We start from the raw sequence: 18,761 nt of genomic DNA on the forward strand, positions 1-18,761 counted from the left end.
CTCAAGCCGTGGTGTTGACCTGGCCGCCGACACCATCGGGCAAGGCCGCCGTGGGCGTCGGCAGAGTGGATGAATCGAATGCAAGGGTGCGATCGGATCTCGGCGCCAATGGCGTGCCGAACGGGGCACCATCCTATTGGTTAACGGCCGGATGCCTCTCGTCTGGATGCATGGACGTCACTTCATCAACCGAGCGAGGTCGATAGGCACCCGAATCATCATGTACTGACCGGACGGTGGCCGAACCGTCCGGTGTTTCGAGTGTCGTCAGAGGGTCCGGAAAGATGAGGCGCTTCCTTGCGAGGCGGATTCTCGTGCTCCCTGCCGCGCCGGCCGTTGCTCTGCCGTCCATGGCCTTGCACCGAAACGGCCATTCCCCCATCTCCTGTCCATGCCCGCGCCGCACGCGCCCAGACAACCCCGAGATCCGACATGACCCGACCCACGACCCGGACGGCCCGCGCCTTGCTCGGCACCGTCCTGCTGCTTTCAGGAGCCTTCGCCATGGCCACCGAGGAACCGCAATACCAGATCCTCCGGACGACCGAGGACTACGAGCTGCGCCTCTACGATCCCTATCGGGTCGCCGAGGTCGAGGTGCGGGGCGACTTCGAGAAGGTCGGTTCGGAAGCCTTCAGGATCCTGGCCGGCTACATCTTCGGCGACAACCGGGGCGAGACGAAGATGGCCATGACCGCGCCGGTCAGCCAGCGTCCGGCTGAGACGACGCGCGAGCAGGCCGGCACGCGCCTGGAGATGACCGCTCCCGTCAGCCAACGTCCGGCAGGCACCGAGTCGGACTCCGATTCCGACGCCTACGTCATCAGCTTCGTCATGCCCCAGTCCTTCAGCCTGGACGCGCTGCCCCGGCCCAACAACCCGCGTATCCGGCTGCGTGAGGAACCGGCCGGGCGCGTGGCCGCACGCCGCTACTCCGGCTCCTGGAGCGAGTCGCGCTACCGTGAGGAGGAACGGCATCTGCTCGAGGCCTTGCGGCGCGACGGACTCCAGCCGCGCGGTACGCCGATCTATGCCCGCTACAATTCGCCGTTCTCGCTGCCGATGCTCCGGCGCAACGAGATCCTGGTGCCTGTGGCGGACTGACTCCGCTTTGGTAGATACACCCTCACTCAGAAATGAGTGTGTATAGGTCGGCGCTTGTTAGTCGGCGTCAGCATAAAAGTATCGGTCGGACAGTTGCTTTACAAGCTGGGGCTGACCGACAAGGCGGCGCGAACCCGATTTCTGAAGTCGATCCACGGTTTGCGAGCAGTCGGGATGGGGGGCGATAAACGCCTGATTTTTTGAGACTTGACAGGTATCTGTGTTCGTCCGCGAATGATGGCTGTGACCGATCGGTAAAGCGCAGCTCATTCGCGGACTCTGCCCGATCAGCGTGCCTCGATCGGCACCCAGCTCAGATTTTCCGGCCCGACATAGTTGGCGCTCGGGCGGATGATCTTGCCGTCCTGGCGCTGCTCGATCACGTGCGCGACCCAACCCGTGGTGCGCGAGATGACGAAGATCGGCGTGAACAGCGGGGTCGGAACACCCATCTGTGCATAGGACACGGCCGAGAACCAGTCGAGGTTGGGGAACATCTTCTTGAGTTCCCACATGACGCTTTCGAGCCGGTCGGCCACGTCGAACATGCGCCGGTCGCCGTTGATGTTCGACAGACGCTCGGCGACGGCCTTGATGACCTTGTTGCGCGGGTCCGAGATCGTGTAGACCGGATGACCGAAGCCGATGATGATCTCCTTGCGCGCCACCCGCTCGCGGATGTCGGCCTCGGCCTCGTCGGCGGTGGCGTAGCGTTCCTGGATCTCGCAGGCGGCCTCGTTGGCCCCGCCGTGCTTGGGACCGCGTAGCGCACCGATGGCGCCGCTGATGGCCGAGTACATGTCCGAGTTGGTGCCGGCGATCACGCGCGCGGTGAAGGTCGAGGCGTTGAACTCGTGCTCGGCGTAGAGGATGAGCGAGGTGTGCATGGCGCGCACCCATTCCTCGGACGGCTTCTCGCCGTGCAGCAGGTGTAGGAAGTGACCGCCGATGGTGTCGTCGTCGGTCTCGACCTCGATGCGCCGGCCGTGATGGGCGAAGTGATACCAGTACAGCAGCATCGAGCCGAAGCAGGCGATGAGCCGGTCGCCGATCTCGCGCGCGGCGGCCACCGGCATGTCGTCGCGTTCCGGCTCCAGGGTGCCGAGCAGCGAACAGCCGATCCGCAGCACGTCCATCGGATGCGCGGTGGAGGCCGGGATCTGTTCCAGCGCAGTCTTGACCGCCGCCGGCAGACCGCGCATGGACTTGAGCTTGCGCTTGTACGCCTCCAGTTCGGCGCGGGTCGGCAGACGCTCGTGGATGAGCAGATGCGCGACCTCCTCGAACTCGGCCTGATCGGCGAAATCGAGGATGTCATAGCCGCGATAGTGCAGGTCGTTGCCGGTGAGGCCGACGGTGCAGATGGCGGTGTTGCCGGCGACGGTGCCGGAGAGGGCGACCGACTTCTTCGGCTTGGGCTGGTGGGTCTCGGTCATCGTTTCCTCGCTTGTTTTTCTAGAACGGTCTTATTCGCCGGAGCGTCCCTGCGCGAACAGCGCGTCGAGTTTCTGCTCGAAGTGGTGGTAATCGAGATAGTCGTAGAGTTCCATGCGCGTCTGCATGGTGTCGACGACATTGGCCTGGGTACCGTCACGGCGGATGGCCTGATAGACATTGAGCGCGGCCTTGTTCATGGCGCGGAAGGCCGACAGCGGATAGAGCACCAGCGACACGCCCACGGCCCCCAACTCAGTGGTCGTGAACAGCGGCGTGGCGCCGAACTCGGTGATGTTGGCCAGCACCGGCACCCGGACGGCGGCGGTAAAGCGCTCGTATTGCGCCAGCTCGGTCATGGCCTCGGGGAAGATCATGTCGGCGCCGGCCTCGACACAGGCCTGAGCGCGCTCGATGGCCGCGTCCAGTCCCTCGACGGCGAGTGCATCGGTGCGGGCCATGATGACGAAGTCATGGGTGCGCGCATCCACGGCGGCCTTGATGCGGTCGACCATCTCGGCCTGTGAGACGATCGCCTTGCCGGGACGGTGTCCGCAGCGCTTGGCCGCGACCTGATCCTCGATGTGACAGCCGGCGGCCCCGGCGCGGATCAGTTGCTTGACGGTGCGGGCGATGTTGAAGGCCCCGCCCCAGCCGGTGTCGGCATCGACCAGCAGCGGCAGGTCGGTGATATAGGTGATGCGGCCGACGTCCTCCAGCACATTGTCCAGACTGGTCATGCCCAGATCCGGGATGCCGTAAGAACCGGCCGCGACACCGCCGCCGGACAGATAGAGGGCGCGATAGCCGGTGCGCTCGGCCATGCGGGCGTGATAGGCGTTGATGGCGCCGACGACCTGCAAGGGGCGTTCTTCCTGGACCGCGAGGCGCAGCTTGGCGCCGGGTGTCATGGCTTGGGTCATGGTCTGTGCTCGTCTCGGTTGGTGGAGCCGGATGGACTCGGATCTGGTCAGTTGGAGGCCGACGATGGCGTCGTGGACGGTTGGCGCGAACAGCGAACCCGTGGCCCATTGATCGCCGACGGCGGGTGGCCGGCCGTGCTCAGGGCCAGTTGTTGCTCGGTGGCCTGACGCGAGGCGCGGATATGGCGGCGCATCAGCCACTCGGCCAGCTCGCCGTCGCGTGCGGCGATGGCCTCGACGATCAATTCATGCTCGCGCAGGGCCTCGCGGGTGCGATGACTCTTCATGCCGAACTGGCAGCGGTACAGGCGCGTGAGGTGATAGAGATCGTTGCACAGGATCTCGATCAGACGGCGGTTGCCGCTGCCACGGGCGATGCGGAAATGGAAGTCGAGATCGCCTTCCTGCTGGAAGTAGCTCTGCCAGTCCTCGTGCGCGAGTTCCCGGCGGTGGCGTTCGAGCAGAGCCTTGAGTTCCGCGATGCCGGCGTCCGACATGCGCTCGGCGGCCAGACGCGCGGCCATGGCTTCCAGTCCCTCGCGCACCAGGTAGATTTCCAGCAACTCGGTGCTGCTGAGCTGGACGACACGGGCGCCGACATTGGCACGCCGTTCGATGAGTTTGATGGCTTCGAGCCGTTGCAGCGCCTCGCGCAGCGATCCGCGGCTGACGCCGTAACGGGCCGCCAGCGCCGGTTCGCTGATCTTGCTGCCCGCCGGGATCTCGCCCTCGACGATGGCCTGACGCAGTTGGTCGAACAGGCGGTCGGCGATGGTGAGCGTGGGGGCGTCTTCGAGGTCCAGGGCCGCGAGTGTCATGGTGAATGTGTCGACAGTCATCGGGTCGGTACGCCGTAAAATAGTCGATTCATCGATAATGTCAAGATGGATTGTCGACAATAAAGACCGAGATTGCTCTGTTTGAGAGCACTCATATCGCCAACGGGAACAGATGCTCACTGTACACAACATCTTCACCGATCTGCCGACACTCGCCGGGGGGAGTTCTTCGAGGAGCTGGCCGCCTGTCGGGGCGTGCGTATCGAGCGCATTCTGAGCAGCGACCGGCCGGAGCCTGTGCTCTACGATCAGGAGCAGGACGAGTGGGTCTGTCTGCTCCAGGGTGAGGCGCGGCTGTGGATCGCCGGTGACGAAGTCGAACTCCGGGCCGGGGATCATTGCCTGATTCCGGCGCATACGCCGCATCGCGTGCTACGCACCTCGCATGAGCCGCCCTGTCTGTGGCTGGCGGTGCATATCCATCCTCGATGAGCGATGACCGTGGCGCCTATCTGGTCCGGCTGATCACTGATCGGTTCGAGGAGCTTGGGTCTGACGTAGAAATCTCGCGTGTAACATGACCAAAAAAGTGCTAGCGTTTTGCTAGCCCATGATCTGGAGACTCGTTGATGCCCACTCTGGTTCTGCGCAATGTCCCGGACGAGCTCTACCGTCAGCTCAAGGACACCGCCAAACGCCATCGCCGCTCGATGACACAGGAGGCGATCCTGTCGCTCCATGCGGGCCTGACCGAAGCGTCCGGGCCGGACACCAAACCCTCGTTCGATGAGACCCTGACTTGGCTTCAACGCGAAGTCTGGTCACTGCCCGTTTTGGATCGCCGTCGCGACGATGACATTCTCGGCTACAACGCGCATGGCCACTGCGATTGATCTGGCTGTCGACACCAGCGCGCTGACGGCGATTCTGCTCGGTGAACCCGAAGCATCGGATCTGCTGAAGACGTTGGTTGCCTCCACCCAGCCGGGTATCTGCGCCCCCAATCGCACCGAGTTCCTGATCGTCATGCAAGCGCGTCTCGGTGATGTGGGCGTCGAACGTGCCCGGACCTTTCTGCAGATGCAGCAAATCCGGACGATCGCCCTCGATGAAGCGCTCGCGGATCGAGCGACGGAGGCTTAACGCACCTTCGGTAAGGGGCGACATCCGGCCGGACTCAACTTCGGGGATTGCTTTTCCTATACCTTGGCCACCAGCGAGCGGGTTCCGCTGCTGTTCAAAGGCGAGGACTTTTCGCAGACCGACGTGAGGTGCGCACTGACGCCGGCCGGGCAATGAACCCATACGGGAGCTGCTCGATGAGCACAGAAGATCGCTTGAATATGGCATTCAGGCAGTTTCTATCGAGCTCCGTCTCGGACGAACTGTTGCGCTTGATCAAGGACTCCATCGGCCCGGAGGATGTCGACACGCTGATGCAGGCGGTTCTCTCGCTGAACGATCCGAGCGAATACTGCAAGCATGATCTGGATAGCGAAACCGTTTCCGGCTTCTTTCTGTTTCTCGACTTCATCAGCGCTTTGATCATCCAACTGGGCGATCAGGCCATCCAGGCCACGAAGGCTTACCAGGACACGCGACACCCTTTCGTGCCTTGGGTGATCAAGTTCGTCAATGATGAACGCTTTCATGCCGAGATTCTGGCGAAGTTCGAGAGCCTTTGGAACGATTCCGTTTGAGCAGGACCAGCCCGTATGCGCAAGGAATATGGCCAAGCACTCAGGACGTTGTTTGCCGCCGAAATGCGGCGGGTGGTCCCGAACTTCGAGGCCGTCAAGGTCAAGTCCGTGTACTTCTGGCCAGGGGATCGCGCGTAATCTCTGGGGACAGGAGGATCGGTGGTGGGTCATCAGGGAATTCAAGCTGCGGCTGACGGTCGCTGAGCTTGAGGCCGATCTTCAGCCGATCCCCGACGTCGAGGCGAAGGCCGGCGTGGCGCCGTGCGTCATCGAGGCCGTCAGCCGGATCCGGGCGGTCGGGATTCCCTACCTGGAGGAACTCGTCCGCGTAGAGACTGGAGTGTCTGAGTAAATCACAATTCGTTGAAGCGGATCTAGTGCATGAGCAGCAGATTGGTGAACGGGTGGTGATTCTTCCAGCGGTAAGTATCGAAATCGCGCTGATCGGTGGAGAGGATGCGTCCGTGTCCCAAATGCTCGGCGAGGATGACCAGAGAAGCATCGGCCAGATCCATCGGCAGGTTGGCGTATTGGCGCATCAGAGCCGTCAGTCGCGGCAGATGGTGAGTCTCCAGCGCAAAGAGCGAGAACGTCCCCAGTGTCTGCCGTTCGATGAACGTGGCAGCCTGGGCTTGTCCCACCTGGCGTTGCAGCAAATAACAGGTTTCGGTGAGAACGGGCCAGGTGGTCACCAATCCCTCGCGCACGGACAGCAACGCCTGACGGGCCGCATCATGGAACTGATCCTTACCGTCGAACAGCGCCAACCAAAATCCCGTGTCGGCGATGATCATTCCTGGCCCCACAGTCGTTGCTTATAGTCGATCGACAGTCGACCGTCGCCCTCAATGCAGCCGATCAGTCCGGCTTCGTCCAGCAATCGATAAGCGCGCTGTCCCTCAGTTTCAGGAGCCGCTAGGGCTTGTTCGTCCAGTGCGCGCGCAAGGATCTCGGCCACCAACTCCGACAGCGGCTGATTGGAGCGTTGTTGCAGCTCCAGGAGACGCCGAGCATGGCGGTCGTCGAGTTCGGTTTCGATGTGCATGGTATTCAGACCTCCAGATTCAGCGCGCCCATGGACGCGGCACATGCCTTCAGTCGCTCGAAGACGCAGTGTATATTCAGTCTTGAGTCCAAGCCAGTCTACGTCCTTCCAATCCAGGACCGACATGGGAGATCAGGACGCATTTGGACGGTCCGGCGCGTTTCGCTCGTCCCTGATCGCAGACCATGCCATCATCCGGGCCGGATGGCTCGGACTGTCAGAATGGAGTGAGCGACGATGGCCTACAACGAATCGGAAACCCGCTTCTATCTCATCGATCCGGTGTTGCGCGCCAAGGCCTCAAGCGCGCAAAGAAGGCCGATCCCAAGGCCGACGTACTCGCCGCCCTGGAATCACGCCTCCGTCGCTGGGAGAAAGCTGCGCGCGACCCGGAGGCACGCATCGCCGACATCGACGCCGGCGTGTTCGATCTCAAGGCGGTCAATCCCAACGCACTCGCCAAGAGCGACGAGCGCACGCCCGAGGCCATCCTCGACAGTATCGGACAGCAGGGGCGCCTCGTGGCGGAATCCCTGGCGACACTGCGCGCCTGGCTGGCCGACCCAGGTTGACGGTCAGCCGGCTGATCGACTAGAAGCAATGGATCCGTTGTAAGCTGTATGGGTGATCCATGTCACCACAACGGAATGAAACGTCATGAGCCATGCTTCCACTGACGGGCCGTTCGGATACCCACACAGCGATCTGGTACTCGATCGCTTGCCCTTGGGTGTCGTCTTCCAGGATGCACAGGGCGAGATCCGGGTCGCCAATCCGGCCGCCGAGCGGATTCTCGGACTGTCTCTGGACCAGATGTGCGGTGTCCGCTTGATCGATCCCCGATGGCGCGCCATGCACGAGGACGGTTCGCCCTTCCCCGGCGAGCAGCATCCCGCCATGATCACCCTGCGCACGGGCGAACCCGTGCGCGACGTGGTCATGGGCGTGTTCAATCCCCAGCACGAGGCTTACACCTGGATCAAGATCGGCACATGGCCGGTCCGGAACCCGGCCGGCGGCGTGCTCGAAGGCGTCTACGCCTTCTTCGAAGACATCACGGGGCAAAAAACCACTCAGCAGCAGGAAGCCGTCTCGGAAGCGCACTTTCACACCGTCTTTGCGGCGATGTCCGAGGGGCTGGCTCTACATCGGCTGGTGTATGACAACACCGGTCATCCCGTGGATTATCGCATTCTCGACGTCAACCCGGCCTTTACCACCCAGACCGGGCTCGCGCGGGAGGCGGTGGTCGGTCGGCTTGGCTCGGAGGCTTACGGCACCGGCTCGGCCCCCTTTCTCGAACGCTATGCCCAGGTCGCCCGAACGGGGCAGGCCCAGGTTTTCGAGCACTATTTCGAACCCTTGGGCCGTTACTTCCACATCAGCGTCTTCTGCCCCGCGCCGGGACACTTCGGGACCGTCTTCCAGGACATCACCGAACGCAAGCACACCGAAGCCTCGCTGCAACGCCAGCGCACCATGCTGGCGCGCACCGAGCGGATCGCGCATGTCGGCAGTTGGGAATGGGAGATCTCGACCGACACCGTGACCTGGTCCGACGAATTGTTCCGCATCTTTCAGCGTGACCCGGAGCAGGGCGCTCCATCCTACGCCGAGCATCCGCAGTTGTATGAACCCGAAGACATGCAGCGGTTGCATGCGGTGGTGGCGGAGGCCCTTGAGCATGGCACCTCCTACACTGTGGAACTCAGGGCCATTCGCCGGGACGGCGCGATCCGGATCTGCAAGGCTCATGGTGAGGTACAGCGGGATACGGACGGGCGGATTACGCATCTGATCGGTGCGTTTCAGGACATCACGGAGCAGAAGCAGGCCGAGGCCGAACTCGAGCGTTATCGCCAGGAGCTCGAATCCCTGGTGGAACAGCGGACGGCGGCCTTGCAGCAGAGCAACGATCAGCTTGCACATACGCAGTTCGCGATAGATCGGGCGGGCATCGGCATCGCCTGGAGCAAGGCGGACACCGGACGATTCATCTATGCCAACGACGAAATCTGTCGTCAGCTCGGGTATACGCATGACGAACTCATGGCGCTGACTGTCAGTGACATCAATCCCGAATTTTCGCCCGCCGCATTGCGGCAATTGACCGCCGAAATGCGAACCGGAGATAGCCTCAAGCGGGTCGAGAGCGTACATCGACGCAAGGACCAGTCCATTTACCCTGTGGCCCTCACCGTCTATCTGCATCACGTGGGCGACGCGGAATGGCTCATCGCCTTCACCGAAGACATCACCGCACGCAAGGCCGCCGAGGCCGAGCTGATCCAGGCCCGCGACGCCGCCGAGAGCGCCAATCGGGCCAAGAGCGCCTTTCTCGCCAACATGAGCCATGAGATCCGCACCCCGCTCAATGCCGTGCTCGGCATGGTGCATCTCATGCGGCAGGAGACCCTCATCCCGGCCCAGGCCAAGCGCCTGGACAAGATCGAGGTCGCTGGGCGTCATCTGCTCGATCTCATCAACGCGGTTCTCGACCTCTCCAAGATCGAGTCCGACAAGCTGACGTTGGATGAGACGGAGGTCCACATCGACGCCATCATGCGCAATCTCGTCGCCATGCTCTCCGATCGGTTATCCGAGAAGAATCTCAAACTCCGTATCCAGCTCAAGGCCTGTCCGCCCGACCTGCTCGGTGATCCCACCCGACTCCAACAGGCGCTGCTGAACTATGCGACCAACGCCATCAAGTTCACCAAGACCGGTTCCATCACCCTGCGCGTCTTCCCCGAGGCGGATCTGGGCGACAGCGTGGTCGTGCGCTTCGAGGTCGAGGACACCGGCATCGGGATCGCTCCGGAGCGTCTGCGCTGTTTGTTCACTGAATTCGAGCAGGCGGATACCTCGATCACCCGCCGGTACGGCGGCACCGGGCTCGGGCTGGCACTGACCAAACGACTGGCCCAGTTGATGGGGGGCGAGGCCGGAGCGATCAGTACGCCCGATGTCGGAAGCACCTTCTGGTTCACGGCACGCCTGCGCCGAGGGAAGGCGCCCGCCGCCGTCACCCAGGATGCGCCCGAGTTCGAAGCCTTGGATCGCGCCAAGCTGACGCATTGCTGTGCGGGAAGACGCCTGCTGCTCGTCGAGGACGAGCCGATCAACCGCGAGATCACCCTGGAACTCATCGCCGACCTGGGTTTGCAGATCGATAGCGCCGAGAACGGCGCCGAGGCGCTGGAGTTGGTGCGACAACACCTCTATGACCTCATCCTGATGGACATGCAGATGCCCGTCATGGATGGACTGGAGGCCACGTACCGAATCCGCCGACTTCCGGAAGCCGCTCAGGTGCCCATCATCGCCATGACCGCCAACGCCTTCGCAGAAGACCGGGCGCGCTGTCTGGAGGCGGGCATGAACGATTTCCTCACCAAGCCGGTCAAGCCGGAACGGCTGACGGCGGTCATCCGGCACTGGCTCTCGCGACCGACTCCGGATTCATGAGTGCGCGATCCGGTTAGCCCCTCTCCCCTGGCGGGAGAGGGGGGCAGGGGACCGCAACGCCCCAATTGCCTTATGAGCCGTTATCCGTGCTTGGCGTACCCGATGGCCTCCAGCGCCTGCTGGATCTCGCCGAGGATGGCCGGATCGTCGATGGTCGCCGGCAGGTTGTAGTCCTTGCCGTCGGCGATGGCCTTCATGGTGCCGCGCAGGATCTTGCCCGAGCGGGTCTTGGGCAGACGCTCGACGATGGCCACCGTCTTGAAGGCCGCCACCGGGCCGATCTGATCGCGCACCAGGTCGACCAGCTCCTTGATCAGCGTCTTCTTGTCGCGATCGACGCCCGACTTGAGCACCACCAGACCCAGCGGCAGCTCGCCCTTGAGCTGATCCGCTGCGCCGATGACGGCGCACTCGGCCACGTCCGGATGCGAGGCCAGCACCGCCTCCATGCCGCCCGTCGACAGCCGATGTCCGGCGACATTGATGATGTCGTCGATGCGGCTCATGACGAAGATATAGCCGTCCTCGTCCATGTAGCCCGCATCGCCGGTCAGATAGTAGCCGGGCTGTGTGGACAGATAGGACTGCACGAAGCGCGCGTCATTGCCCCAGAGCGTGGTCAGACAGCCGGGCGGCATCGGCAGCTTGATCAGGATGCGTCCGATGTCGCCGGGCTGGACCGGCTCGCCCTCGTCATTGAGCACGCGCACGTCGTAGCCGGGCACGGCGCGGGTCGGCGAACCGGGCTTGACCGGCAGCGGCTCAATGCCCAGACAGTTGGCGGCAATCGCCCAGCCGGTCTCGGTCTGCCACCAGTGATCGATCACGGGCACGTTGAGCGTGCGCTGCGCCCATTCGAGCGTGTCCGGGTCGCAACGCTCACCGGCGAGGAACAGCGAACGGAAGCGCCCGAGATCATAGCGCTTGAGATGTTCGGCCTTGGGGTCTTCGCGCTTGATGGCGCGGAAGGCGGTGGGCGCGGTGAAGAGCACCGAGACCCGGTGCTCCTGGATCACGCGCCAGAAGGCGCCGGCATCCGGGGTGCCGACCGGCTTGCCCTCATAGACGATGGTGGTGCAGCCCATCAGCAGCGGCGCATAGACGATATAGGAATGCCCGACTACCCAGCCGACGTCCGAGGCGGCCCAGAAGACCTCGCCCGGCTCGACGTTGTAGACATGGCGCATGCTCCAGGCCAGGGCGACCGCGTGACCGCCGTTGTCGCGCACCACGCCCTTGGGCTGACCCGTGGTGCCCGAGGTGTAGAGGATGTAGAGCGGATCCGTGGCCTCGACCGGGACGCAGTCGGCGGGTTCGGCGTCGGCCATGGCCTCGGCCCAGCTCAGGTCGCGCCCCTCGATCAGCACGCCCAATTCCTGCGGGCGTTGCAGGATGACGCAGTGTTCCGGCTTGTGCGCGGCCTGATCGATGGCCGAGTCCAGCAGCGGTTTGTAGTGAACGATGCGGTTGGTCTCGATGCCGCACGAACCGGCGACCATGACCCTGGGCTTGGCGTCGTCGATGCGGGTGGCCAGCTCATGCGCCGAGAAGCCGCCGAAGACCACCGAATGGATGGCGCCGATGCGCGCGCAGCCGAGCATGGCTACCAGCGCCTCGGGCACCATCGGCATATAGATGATGACCCGATCGCCTTTCTCGACGCCGAGCGACTTCAGCACCCCGGCGAAACGCGCGACCTGATCCTGCAACTCGGCATAGGTGATGACGGTCTTCGAGTCCGTGACCGGGCTGTCGTGGATGATCGCCGGCTGATCGCCGCGTCCGGCCTTCACATGGCGGTCGACGGCGTTGTAACAGGTATTGAGTCGACCGCCCTTGAACCAGCGGTAGAAGGGCGGATTGGAGTCGTCCAGTACCTGGTCCCAGGGTCGATCCCAGTCGATCAGCCCGGCGGCCTCGGCCCAGAACGCCGACGGATCCCGCATCGAGCGGTCATAGAGGGTTTGGTAGCCCATTTGTCGTTCTCCGATGGTGGCACAACAGTGATGGGGCGCCCTGGGACATGGCTATCCCAAGGGGCACCTTTGGGATAGCACTCGACCGAACGGCTCGCGACGCTCCAATCAGCGCGCAGCGATGGCCGCGAAGGTGTCGGCGGCGGCGTCGAGCGTCGCCTGGAGGTGATCATCCGTGTGCATGATCGAGACGAAGCCCGCCTCGAACGCCGAGGGCGCCAGATAGACGCCGCGCTCCAACATGCCGTGGAAGAAGGCCTTGAACCGATCCTGATTGCAGGCGGTGGCCTGCTCGTAGTTCGTCACCTGCTGATCGGTAAAGAAGATCCCGAACATGCCGCCGGCCTGGTTGGTGGTCAGCGCAATGCCGGCGGCCGCGGCGCGCTCACGCAGACCGGTCATCAGGGTCGTCACCTTGGCTGACAGCTGGTCGTAGAAACCGGGGGCCGAGATCAGTTCCAGGGTCTTGAGACCGGCGGCCATGGCGATCGGGTTGCCCGACAGGGTACCGGCCTGATAGACCGGACCGAGCGGCGACAGACGCGACATGATCTCCTGCTTGCCGCCGAAGGCGCCGACCGGCATGCCGCCGCCGATGACCTTGCCGAGCGCGGTCAGGTCGGGCTTGATGCCGTAATGCGCCTGAGCGCCGCCGAGCGCGACGCGGAAGCCGGTCATGACCTCGTCGAAGATCAGCACCGAACCGTACTGGTCACAGACCTCGCGCAGACCTTCCAGGAAGCCGGGCACGGGCGGGATGCAGTTCATGTTGCCGGCGACCGGCTCGACGATGATGCAGGCGATCTCGGAGCCGATCTCGGCGAAGGTCTCGCGCACCTGAGCCAGATCGTTGTAACGCAGGGTGATGGTGAGTTCAGCCAGCGCCGCCGGGACGCCGGGCGAGCTGGGTTCACCGAAGGTCAGGGCGCCCGAGCCGGCCTTGACCAGCAGCGAGTCGGCGTGACCGTGGTAGCAGCCCTCGAACTTGACGATCTTATCGCGCCCGGTATAACCGCGCGCCAGACGCAGCGCGCTCATGGTCGCCTCGGTGCCCGAGCTGACCATGCGCACCATGTCCATGCTCGGCACCAGCTCACAGACCTTGTCGGCCATGACGGTCTCGAGTTCGGTCGGCGCACCGAACGACAGCCCCTTGTCGAGCCGCTCGCGCACGGCGGCCAGCACTTCGGGATGGGCATGACCCAGAATCATCGGACCCCAGGAGCCGACATAGTCGATATAGCACTTGCCGTCGGCATCGATGGCATGGGGACCGGAGGCGCTCTCGAAGAACACCGGGTCGCCGCCCACTCCGCGGAACGCCCGCACCGGCGAGTTGACGCCGCCGGGGATGTGACGCTGCGCGGCGGCGAAGAGGTCGTGGGATCGGCTCATCTCAATGGGTCTCCTTCGGAAACAGGTTGGTATAGGCACGGGCGGCGGCGGTGATGTCGGCTTGGGCGAAGACGCCCGTGACGACCGCGAGCATGTCGGCCCCCGCCGCGATCAAAGCCCCGCCATTGTGTGGCGTGATGCCGCCGATCGCAACCGATGGCAACGCGACCCGCCGACGGGCCTCGGTCAGCAGGCCGGGATCTGGGCGCACGGCCTTGGGTTTGGTCGTCGAGGGGAAGAAGCTGCCGAAGGCGACATAGCTGGCGCCGGCGGCTGCGGCGGCCTCGGCAAGTGCGAGCTGGTCGTAGCAGGAGACGCCGATGATGGCCGCCTCGCCGAGCCGTTCGCGCGCGGCGTTTGGGTCCGGATCATCGCGACCGAGATGCACGCCGTCGGCACCCAGCTCGACCGCCAGTTCGAGATCGTCATTGACGATGAGCGGCACGCCGGCTACGCGGCAACGGGCGAGCAGGGCGCCGGCGCGCCGGCGGCGCTCGTCCGGCGGATGCGTCTTGTCGCGATACTGGATCACACGCGCCCCGCCGGTGATGGCCGCGCCGACCTGGTCGACGAGCGTCGCGAGCGGCAGCGGCGCATCGGGCGTGATGGCGTAGAGTCCCTGGAGCGGAGTCTTGGTCATTCGGGTTTCGGTCACAGTAACTTCACGAGTGCCGCGATCGCGGCGACCTGAGCGAACATCAGGGGTACGAGCCATTTCAGCAGGTCGATCTTGACCTGTGCGATATCGAGTTTGAGTTCGGAGCGTAGCTGCTCGATGTCGCGTTTGAGTTCGGATCGGAGCTGCTCGATCTCGCGTTTGACTTCGGAGCGGAGCTGCTCGATCTCGAGTTTGAGATTCGCCTGTACCTGCTCGATCTCCTTTTGCAACCGCAGCTCGGACTCGCGCACATGCCCCTGTGTGGCGAGTTCGGGCAGATGCGGATAGCGATCCTCCAGCCGCTCGAACGCCTCGGCGATCACCCGTGCTCGGGTGCGATCATCGGGCGCAGTACTCAGGGCTTCATACAGTTCGACGACGGAACTCATCGATGCGATCTCCAAGTGGGTGTTCTATGCGCTCATCATGGAGCCGATTTGGTGTCAATTGGCAGCGCCCCGTGCGCAAGGCCCGTTCGAGCGTCTTCCAGGTATAGGTCTGAGCCGACTCGACGGCCTGAACCAGCGTCATCCCATGCGCCAGGCGCGCGGCGATGGCGCCGGCCAGGGTGCAGCCCGAGCCGTGATACTCGCCGGGCAGACGCGGCCAGTCCCAGGCGTGGCGTTCGCCATCTGCACCGAACAGCCGGTTGGTGACCGCCTCGGTATCGTCATGGGTGCCCGTGATCAGCACCCAGGGTGCACCGGCCACGAGCAGGTGCTCGGCACAGTCTTCGGGCGTGTCGGCGCCGGTCAGGGCGCGCGCCTCTAGCAGGTTGGGCGTGACCAGCGTGCAGCGCCGCATGAGTTCATCACGCACGGCCTCGCGCAACGCGGCGTCGGCGACCGATTGGCCGGCGCCCGTCGCCAGCACGGTATCCAGCACAACCGGGACGCGCGCACGCTCAGCCGTCGCCAGAGTGTCGATGAGTCGCGCCAGCATCCGGGCGATGTCGGCGCCGCCGATCAGGCCGATCTTGAGTGCGCTGGGCGGACTGTCGTTCATCAGACGTCGACAGTGCGCCTCGATCTGCTCCGGCGGTTGCGGATGGATCCGAGCCAGTCCGCAGGTATCCTGCTCGGTCAGTGCCGTGATCACGGTCAGCGGAAAGGCGCGCATGGCCTGTACCGCCTCGGCATCGGCGAGGATGCCGGCCCCGCCGCTCGGATCATGTCCGCCGACACAGAGCACCAGCGGTCGATCAGGTCGTTGGGCCTCCGTCATGGCGCACCCCAGGCGCCGGCCGTGGCTTGAACGGCTCGACCATGCCCCGATTCTGTCCGCCACATCATCGGGCGCTTCGCCGGCCTATCGGTCGGGCGGGCACCGAATTCAACCAGACTCAGGGAACTGTAACCGTACATGAATACCTATCAATGTCTCGTTTGCGGGCTGATCTACGACGAAGCCCAGGGTTGGCCGGATGACGGTATCGCGCCCGGCACCAAATGGGAAGACGTCCCCGCCGACTGGAAGTGCCCCGAATGCGGCGTCGGCAAGGACGATTTCGAGATGGTCAGGCTCTGAGCCGAGGCGACCGCGACGGCGGTTCGAGGCCATGGAATGTCGAGCCTTGGGCACCACTCCGGCCAAGTCGTTTTTTCTCGACTACACTCCTTGGCATGGACGCCATCACATCTCCCACTCGGGTTCTGGAGACTGGCTTCGATCATGATCTGGCCAGACTCGCCAGGCGTTATTGCGAACTCATCGAGACACGCGCGACCAAGCGCGGTGTCTGGCTGGCGCGGATCGCCGAGCTACTGCCGCGACTGCATGCCGGTGTCAGCTCGCTCGTTGCCGCGAAGCCGCCGCCCGGTGAGCGGCCGGAGCCTGTCGATCTGGATGCGCGTTTCGAACTCTTCAGCCAACTACGCGACCTGCTGGCCGATCGCGACGCCTACTGGCTCGAATTCGACTCGGTGGCCGACGGCATGATCGCCATGACCGGCAGCCTCGCCGACGATCTCACCGACATCTATTGCGAACTCAAGCAGGGTCTGACGCTGTTCGAGTTCGACCCGGACCGTGCGGTCGCGGCCTGGGCGCTGGGCTACAGGCAGCATTGGGGACAGCATCTGGTCGATGCCGAACGCCATTTGGCCACGCTCCGGTCACAGTCACGACTCGATCTCTAAACCGCGTATTTTACGCTGGCATTTCCGGTCGGCTTTCTGCTACGCTCCTACGCTGATTTTTCGCGTGATATCTCACGTATTTTCGAGTTTTCGAGAGGATTCCATCCATGTCCCTGGCGATCACCGAAGCGGACCTGACACTGACCGGGCCGGCTCAGGCCAAGATGAGCGATCTGTTCCAGCAGGTCGACGACAGCGTGCAGGGCGTGCGCGTCTTCGCCACCGCCGGCGGCTGTAGCGGCGTCAGCTTCGGCATGACCTTCACCGACGTCATCAACGAAGACGACGGCGTCCTGACCTTCGACGGCTTCAAGGTCGTCGTCGACGACGGCACGCTCGAATATCTGCGCGGTGTCGAGATCGATTTCGTCGATCAGGGCGACGGCAACGCCACCTTCATCTTCAACAACCTGCCCCAGATGGGCGGCGGTTGCGGCAGTTGCGGCTCGTCCTCGGGCGGCGGTTGCTCCTGATCGACAACGGAGTCCATCGCGCATGATCCGAGTCGGAATCGTCGGCGGCACGGGCTATACCGGAGCCGAGTTGCTGCGTCTGCTGGCGCGCCATCCTCAGGCCACGCCCGCCGTCATCACCTCGCGCAGTGAATCCGGTCTGCCGGTGGCCGAGATGTTCCCGCATCTGCGCGGCCGGCTGGATCTGTGCTTCAGCGAACCGGATACAGGCGCCCTGGCCGAGTGCGATCTGGTCTTCTTCGCCACGCCCAACGGCACGGCGATGAAGTCCGTGCCCGAGCTGCTCGAACGCGGCACGCGCGTGATCGATCTGGCCGCCGATTTCCGCCTGAAAGATCCCGCGCTCTGGGAGCGCTGGTACGGGATGCCGCATCAGTGCCCGGATCTGCTCGCCGAGACCGTCTATGGTCTGCCCGAAGTCAATCGTGACGCGATCCGTCGCGCGCGGCTGATCGCCAATCCCGGCTGCTATCCCACGGCTGTGACCCTGGGCTTTCTGCCGCTGCTCGAACGGCGCGCGATCGATCCGTCCTGGCTGATCGCGGACGCCAAGTCGGGCGTGAGCGGCGCCGGTCGCAAGGCCGAGACCAATCTGCTGATGGCCGAGGTCGGCGAGAGCTTCAAAGCCTATTCGGTGAGCGGCCATCGTCATCTGCCCGAGATCACCCAGAATCTCCAGACCTTCGCCGGGATCGAGGTCGGCCTGACCTTCGTGCCGCATCTGGTGCCCATGATTCGCGGCATCGAGGCCACGCTCTATGCGCGCCTGACCGACGACGGCCTGGATCTCGCCGCCCTGTACCAGTCGCGCTATGCCGACGAACCCTTCGTCGATTTCATGGCCGGCGGCAGCCCGGACACCCGCTCGGTGCGCGGCTCCAACGACTGCCGCATCGCCGTGGCACGCCAGGGCGACATCGTCATCGTACAGTCGGTGATCGACAATCTGGTCAAGGGTGCTGCCGGACAGGCGGTGCAGAACATGAACCTCATGTTCGGATTCGACGAGACGCTCGGTCTGGAAGCCCTGGCCATGTTGCCTTGAACGGCAGCCAAGGTAGACGCATTTCCGATCACTGAAATACGTCAACCCGTCCAGCGCCAGGGTACCCGGTCACCTATCGGAACCTGGCCACACCCGGCCCAGTTTCGAAAGCGCTGGGCTCTTGCGGAGAAACAGATGAACGCCGAAGCCGATCTCGAAGCCCCACTCGTCTTTACCGCGTCCGCCGCGTCCAAGGTCGCCGAGCTCATCCGCGACGAGGGCAATCCCGGACTCATGTTGCGCGTCTACATCCAGGGCGGAGGCTGTTCCGGATTCCAGTACGGCTTCACCTTCGACGAGGACGTGCAGGACGGGGATACCGAGATCGTGACCGATGGGGTCAAACTGCTCGTCGACCCCATGAGCCTGCAATATCTGATGGGTGCCGAGATCGACTATACGGAAGGGCTGCAAGGTGCGCAGTTCGTCATTCGCAATCCGAATGCCACGACGACCTGCGGCTGCGGCTCCTCGTTCTCGGCCTGATCGACACCAGACAGGCTCCGAGATCACGAACTCGGACGCGGGCGATTCAACGTCGGCCCGCGTCCGCCCATACTTCAGTTGGGCTGAGGCGGAAGCTGGAGAGGGATGATGTGCGAGGGCAGATGCGTGCCCTGATT

General features: G+C 63.9%; 24 protein-coding genes (1 of these 24 only partly in view). 13 read left to right on the top strand and 11 right to left on the bottom strand.

Features of this window, described 5'->3' with window-relative positions; genetic code table 11:
- The first annotated feature begins 432 nt into the window (after positions 1 to 432).
- A complete protein-coding gene (locus tag Atep_RS01290; protein WP_236786340.1) occupies positions 433 to 1,104 on the top strand; it encodes an SOUL family heme-binding protein in 672 nt (223 codons plus the stop codon).
- Between the two features lie 287 nt (positions 1,105 to 1,391).
- On the opposite strand, the gene prpC is transcribed toward Atep_RS01290, so the two are convergent.
- From prpC to Atep_RS01305, 3 genes are read right to left on the bottom strand one after another with little or no spacing between them, the layout of a single operon-like run.
- On the bottom strand, positions 1,392 to 2,540 hold the full coding sequence (gene prpC / locus Atep_RS01295; protein WP_213379755.1) for a bifunctional 2-methylcitrate synthase/citrate synthase: 1,149 nt from the start codon (positions 2,538 to 2,540) through the stop codon (positions 1,392 to 1,394).
- A 30-nt stretch (positions 2,541 to 2,570) separates the two neighbouring features.
- Positions 2,571 to 3,461 (bottom strand): methylisocitrate lyase, encoded by an 891-nt coding sequence (prpB, locus tag Atep_RS01300; protein WP_213379757.1) that lies wholly within the window; start codon positions 3,459 to 3,461, stop codon positions 2,571 to 2,573.
- A gap of 47 nt (positions 3,462 to 3,508) precedes the next feature.
- Positions 3,509 to 4,300, bottom strand: coding sequence for a GntR family transcriptional regulator (locus Atep_RS01305; RefSeq protein WP_213379759.1), 792 nt, complete (start codon positions 4,298 to 4,300; stop codon positions 3,509 to 3,511).
- A 195-nt stretch (positions 4,301 to 4,495) separates the two neighbouring features.
- Between Atep_RS01305 and Atep_RS01310 the strand changes: the two genes are divergently transcribed.
- From Atep_RS01310 to Atep_RS16850, 5 genes are all read left to right on the top strand, one after another.
- Complete coding sequence (locus tag Atep_RS01310; protein WP_419467168.1) at positions 4,496 to 4,732, top strand: cupin domain-containing protein; 237 nt, start codon at positions 4,496 to 4,498, stop codon at positions 4,730 to 4,732.
- Positions 4,733 to 4,869: 137 nt separating this feature from the next.
- Positions 4,870 to 5,133 carry a FitA-like ribbon-helix-helix domain-containing protein gene (locus Atep_RS01315; protein WP_213379761.1) on the top strand — a complete coding sequence of 88 codons (264 nt, stop codon included), beginning with the start codon at positions 4,870 to 4,872 and terminating at the stop codon, positions 5,131 to 5,133.
- Complete coding sequence (locus Atep_RS01320; RefSeq protein ID WP_213379762.1) at positions 5,117 to 5,383, top strand: type II toxin-antitoxin system VapC family toxin; 267 nt, start codon at positions 5,117 to 5,119, stop codon at positions 5,381 to 5,383. The genes Atep_RS01315 and Atep_RS01320 overlap by 17 nt, the downstream gene beginning before the upstream one ends.
- Positions 5,384 to 5,559: 176 nt before the next feature.
- Positions 5,560 to 5,940 (top strand): hypothetical protein, encoded by a 381-nt coding sequence (locus tag Atep_RS01325; protein WP_213379764.1) that lies wholly within the window; start codon positions 5,560 to 5,562, stop codon positions 5,938 to 5,940.
- Between the two features lie 15 nt (positions 5,941 to 5,955).
- Positions 5,956 to 6,078, top strand: a complete 123-nt coding sequence (locus Atep_RS16850) for a hypothetical protein (protein WP_272876303.1) — start codon at positions 5,956 to 5,958, stop codon at positions 6,076 to 6,078.
- 236 nt (positions 6,079 to 6,314) lie between these two features.
- On the opposite strand, the gene Atep_RS01330 is transcribed toward Atep_RS16850, so the two are convergent.
- A complete protein-coding gene (locus Atep_RS01330) occupies positions 6,315 to 6,734 on the bottom strand; it encodes a type II toxin-antitoxin system VapC family toxin (RefSeq protein ID WP_213379765.1) in 420 nt (139 codons plus the stop codon).
- Complete coding sequence (locus Atep_RS01335) at positions 6,731 to 6,985, bottom strand: hypothetical protein (protein WP_213379767.1); 255 nt, start codon at positions 6,983 to 6,985, stop codon at positions 6,731 to 6,733. Before Atep_RS01335 ends, Atep_RS01330 begins: the two co-directional genes overlap by 4 nt.
- 227 nt (positions 6,986 to 7,212) lie before the next feature.
- Here Atep_RS01335 and Atep_RS01340 point away from each other — a divergent pair, with 227 nt between their 5' ends.
- Positions 7,213 to 7,557, top strand: coding sequence for a hypothetical protein (locus tag Atep_RS01340; protein ID WP_213379768.1), 345 nt, complete (start codon positions 7,213 to 7,215; stop codon positions 7,555 to 7,557).
- 85 nt (positions 7,558 to 7,642) lie between these two features.
- Positions 7,643 to 10,453 carry a PAS domain S-box protein gene (locus tag Atep_RS01345; RefSeq protein ID WP_213379769.1) on the top strand — a complete coding sequence of 937 codons (2,811 nt, stop codon included), beginning with the start codon at positions 7,643 to 7,645 and terminating at the stop codon, positions 10,451 to 10,453.
- A gap of 80 nt (positions 10,454 to 10,533) precedes the next feature.
- On the opposite strand, the gene Atep_RS01350 is transcribed toward Atep_RS01345, so the two are convergent.
- From Atep_RS01350 to thiD, 5 genes are all read right to left on the bottom strand, one after another.
- Positions 10,534 to 12,429, bottom strand: a complete 1,896-nt coding sequence (locus Atep_RS01350; RefSeq protein WP_213379771.1) for a propionyl-CoA synthetase — start codon at positions 12,427 to 12,429, stop codon at positions 10,534 to 10,536.
- Between the two features lie 108 nt (positions 12,430 to 12,537).
- Positions 12,538 to 13,824 (bottom strand): glutamate-1-semialdehyde 2,1-aminomutase, encoded by a 1,287-nt coding sequence (hemL, locus tag Atep_RS01355; protein WP_213379772.1) that lies wholly within the window; start codon positions 13,822 to 13,824, stop codon positions 12,538 to 12,540.
- A 1-nt stretch (position 13,825) separates the two neighbouring features.
- Positions 13,826 to 14,464, bottom strand: a complete 639-nt coding sequence (gene thiE, locus Atep_RS01360) for a thiamine phosphate synthase (RefSeq protein ID WP_213379773.1) — start codon at positions 14,462 to 14,464, stop codon at positions 13,826 to 13,828.
- 11 nt (positions 14,465 to 14,475) lie between these two features.
- Positions 14,476 to 14,871 carry a coiled-coil domain-containing protein gene (locus Atep_RS01365; protein ID WP_213379775.1) on the bottom strand — a complete coding sequence of 132 codons (396 nt, stop codon included), beginning with the start codon at positions 14,869 to 14,871 and terminating at the stop codon, positions 14,476 to 14,478.
- Positions 14,846 to 15,706: a bifunctional hydroxymethylpyrimidine kinase/phosphomethylpyrimidine kinase gene (gene thiD / locus Atep_RS01370; protein WP_213379776.1), complete on the bottom strand. Its 861-nt coding sequence runs from the start codon at positions 15,704 to 15,706 to the stop codon at positions 14,846 to 14,848. The genes Atep_RS01365 and thiD overlap by 26 nt, the downstream gene beginning before the upstream one ends.
- Before the next feature lie 138 nt (positions 15,707 to 15,844).
- On the opposite strand from thiD, the gene Atep_RS01375 reads away from it, so the two are divergent.
- The 5 genes from Atep_RS01375 (at position 15,845) to erpA (ending at position 18,624) form a co-directional block, all read left to right on the top strand.
- Positions 15,845 to 16,009 (top strand): rubredoxin, encoded by a 165-nt coding sequence (locus Atep_RS01375; RefSeq protein WP_213379778.1) that lies wholly within the window; start codon positions 15,845 to 15,847, stop codon positions 16,007 to 16,009.
- A gap of 95 nt (positions 16,010 to 16,104) precedes the next feature.
- Positions 16,105 to 16,620, top strand: a complete 516-nt coding sequence (locus tag Atep_RS01380; protein WP_213379779.1) for a DUF5063 domain-containing protein — start codon at positions 16,105 to 16,107, stop codon at positions 16,618 to 16,620.
- 107 nt (positions 16,621 to 16,727) lie between these two features.
- Complete coding sequence (locus Atep_RS01385; protein WP_213379781.1) at positions 16,728 to 17,093, top strand: HesB/IscA family protein; 366 nt, start codon at positions 16,728 to 16,730, stop codon at positions 17,091 to 17,093.
- A gap of 22 nt (positions 17,094 to 17,115) precedes the next feature.
- Positions 17,116 to 18,138 carry an N-acetyl-gamma-glutamyl-phosphate reductase gene (gene argC, locus Atep_RS01390; RefSeq protein ID WP_213379782.1) on the top strand — a complete coding sequence of 341 codons (1,023 nt, stop codon included), beginning with the start codon at positions 17,116 to 17,118 and terminating at the stop codon, positions 18,136 to 18,138.
- A 135-nt stretch (positions 18,139 to 18,273) separates the two neighbouring features.
- The gene (erpA, locus tag Atep_RS01395) at positions 18,274 to 18,624 is read left to right on the top strand and encodes an iron-sulfur cluster insertion protein ErpA (protein WP_213379784.1); all 351 of its coding nucleotides are present in this window, start codon (positions 18,274 to 18,276) and stop codon (positions 18,622 to 18,624) included.
- A gap of 74 nt (positions 18,625 to 18,698) precedes the next feature.
- Here the strand turns inward: erpA and Atep_RS01400 are convergent, their stop codons facing one another.
- On the bottom strand, positions 18,699 to 18,761 hold the 3' portion of the coding sequence (locus Atep_RS01400) for a hypothetical protein (protein ID WP_213379786.1). The gene runs 153 nt beyond the window's last position; 63 of the gene's 216 nt are visible here — the last part of the coding sequence; its start codon lies off the right edge, out of view; it ends in the stop codon at positions 18,699 to 18,701.

The sequence above is a fragment of the Allochromatium tepidum genome (genome assembly GCF_018409545.1).
Taxonomy (GTDB): domain Bacteria; phylum Pseudomonadota; class Gammaproteobacteria; order Chromatiales; family Chromatiaceae; genus Thermochromatium; species Thermochromatium tepidum_A.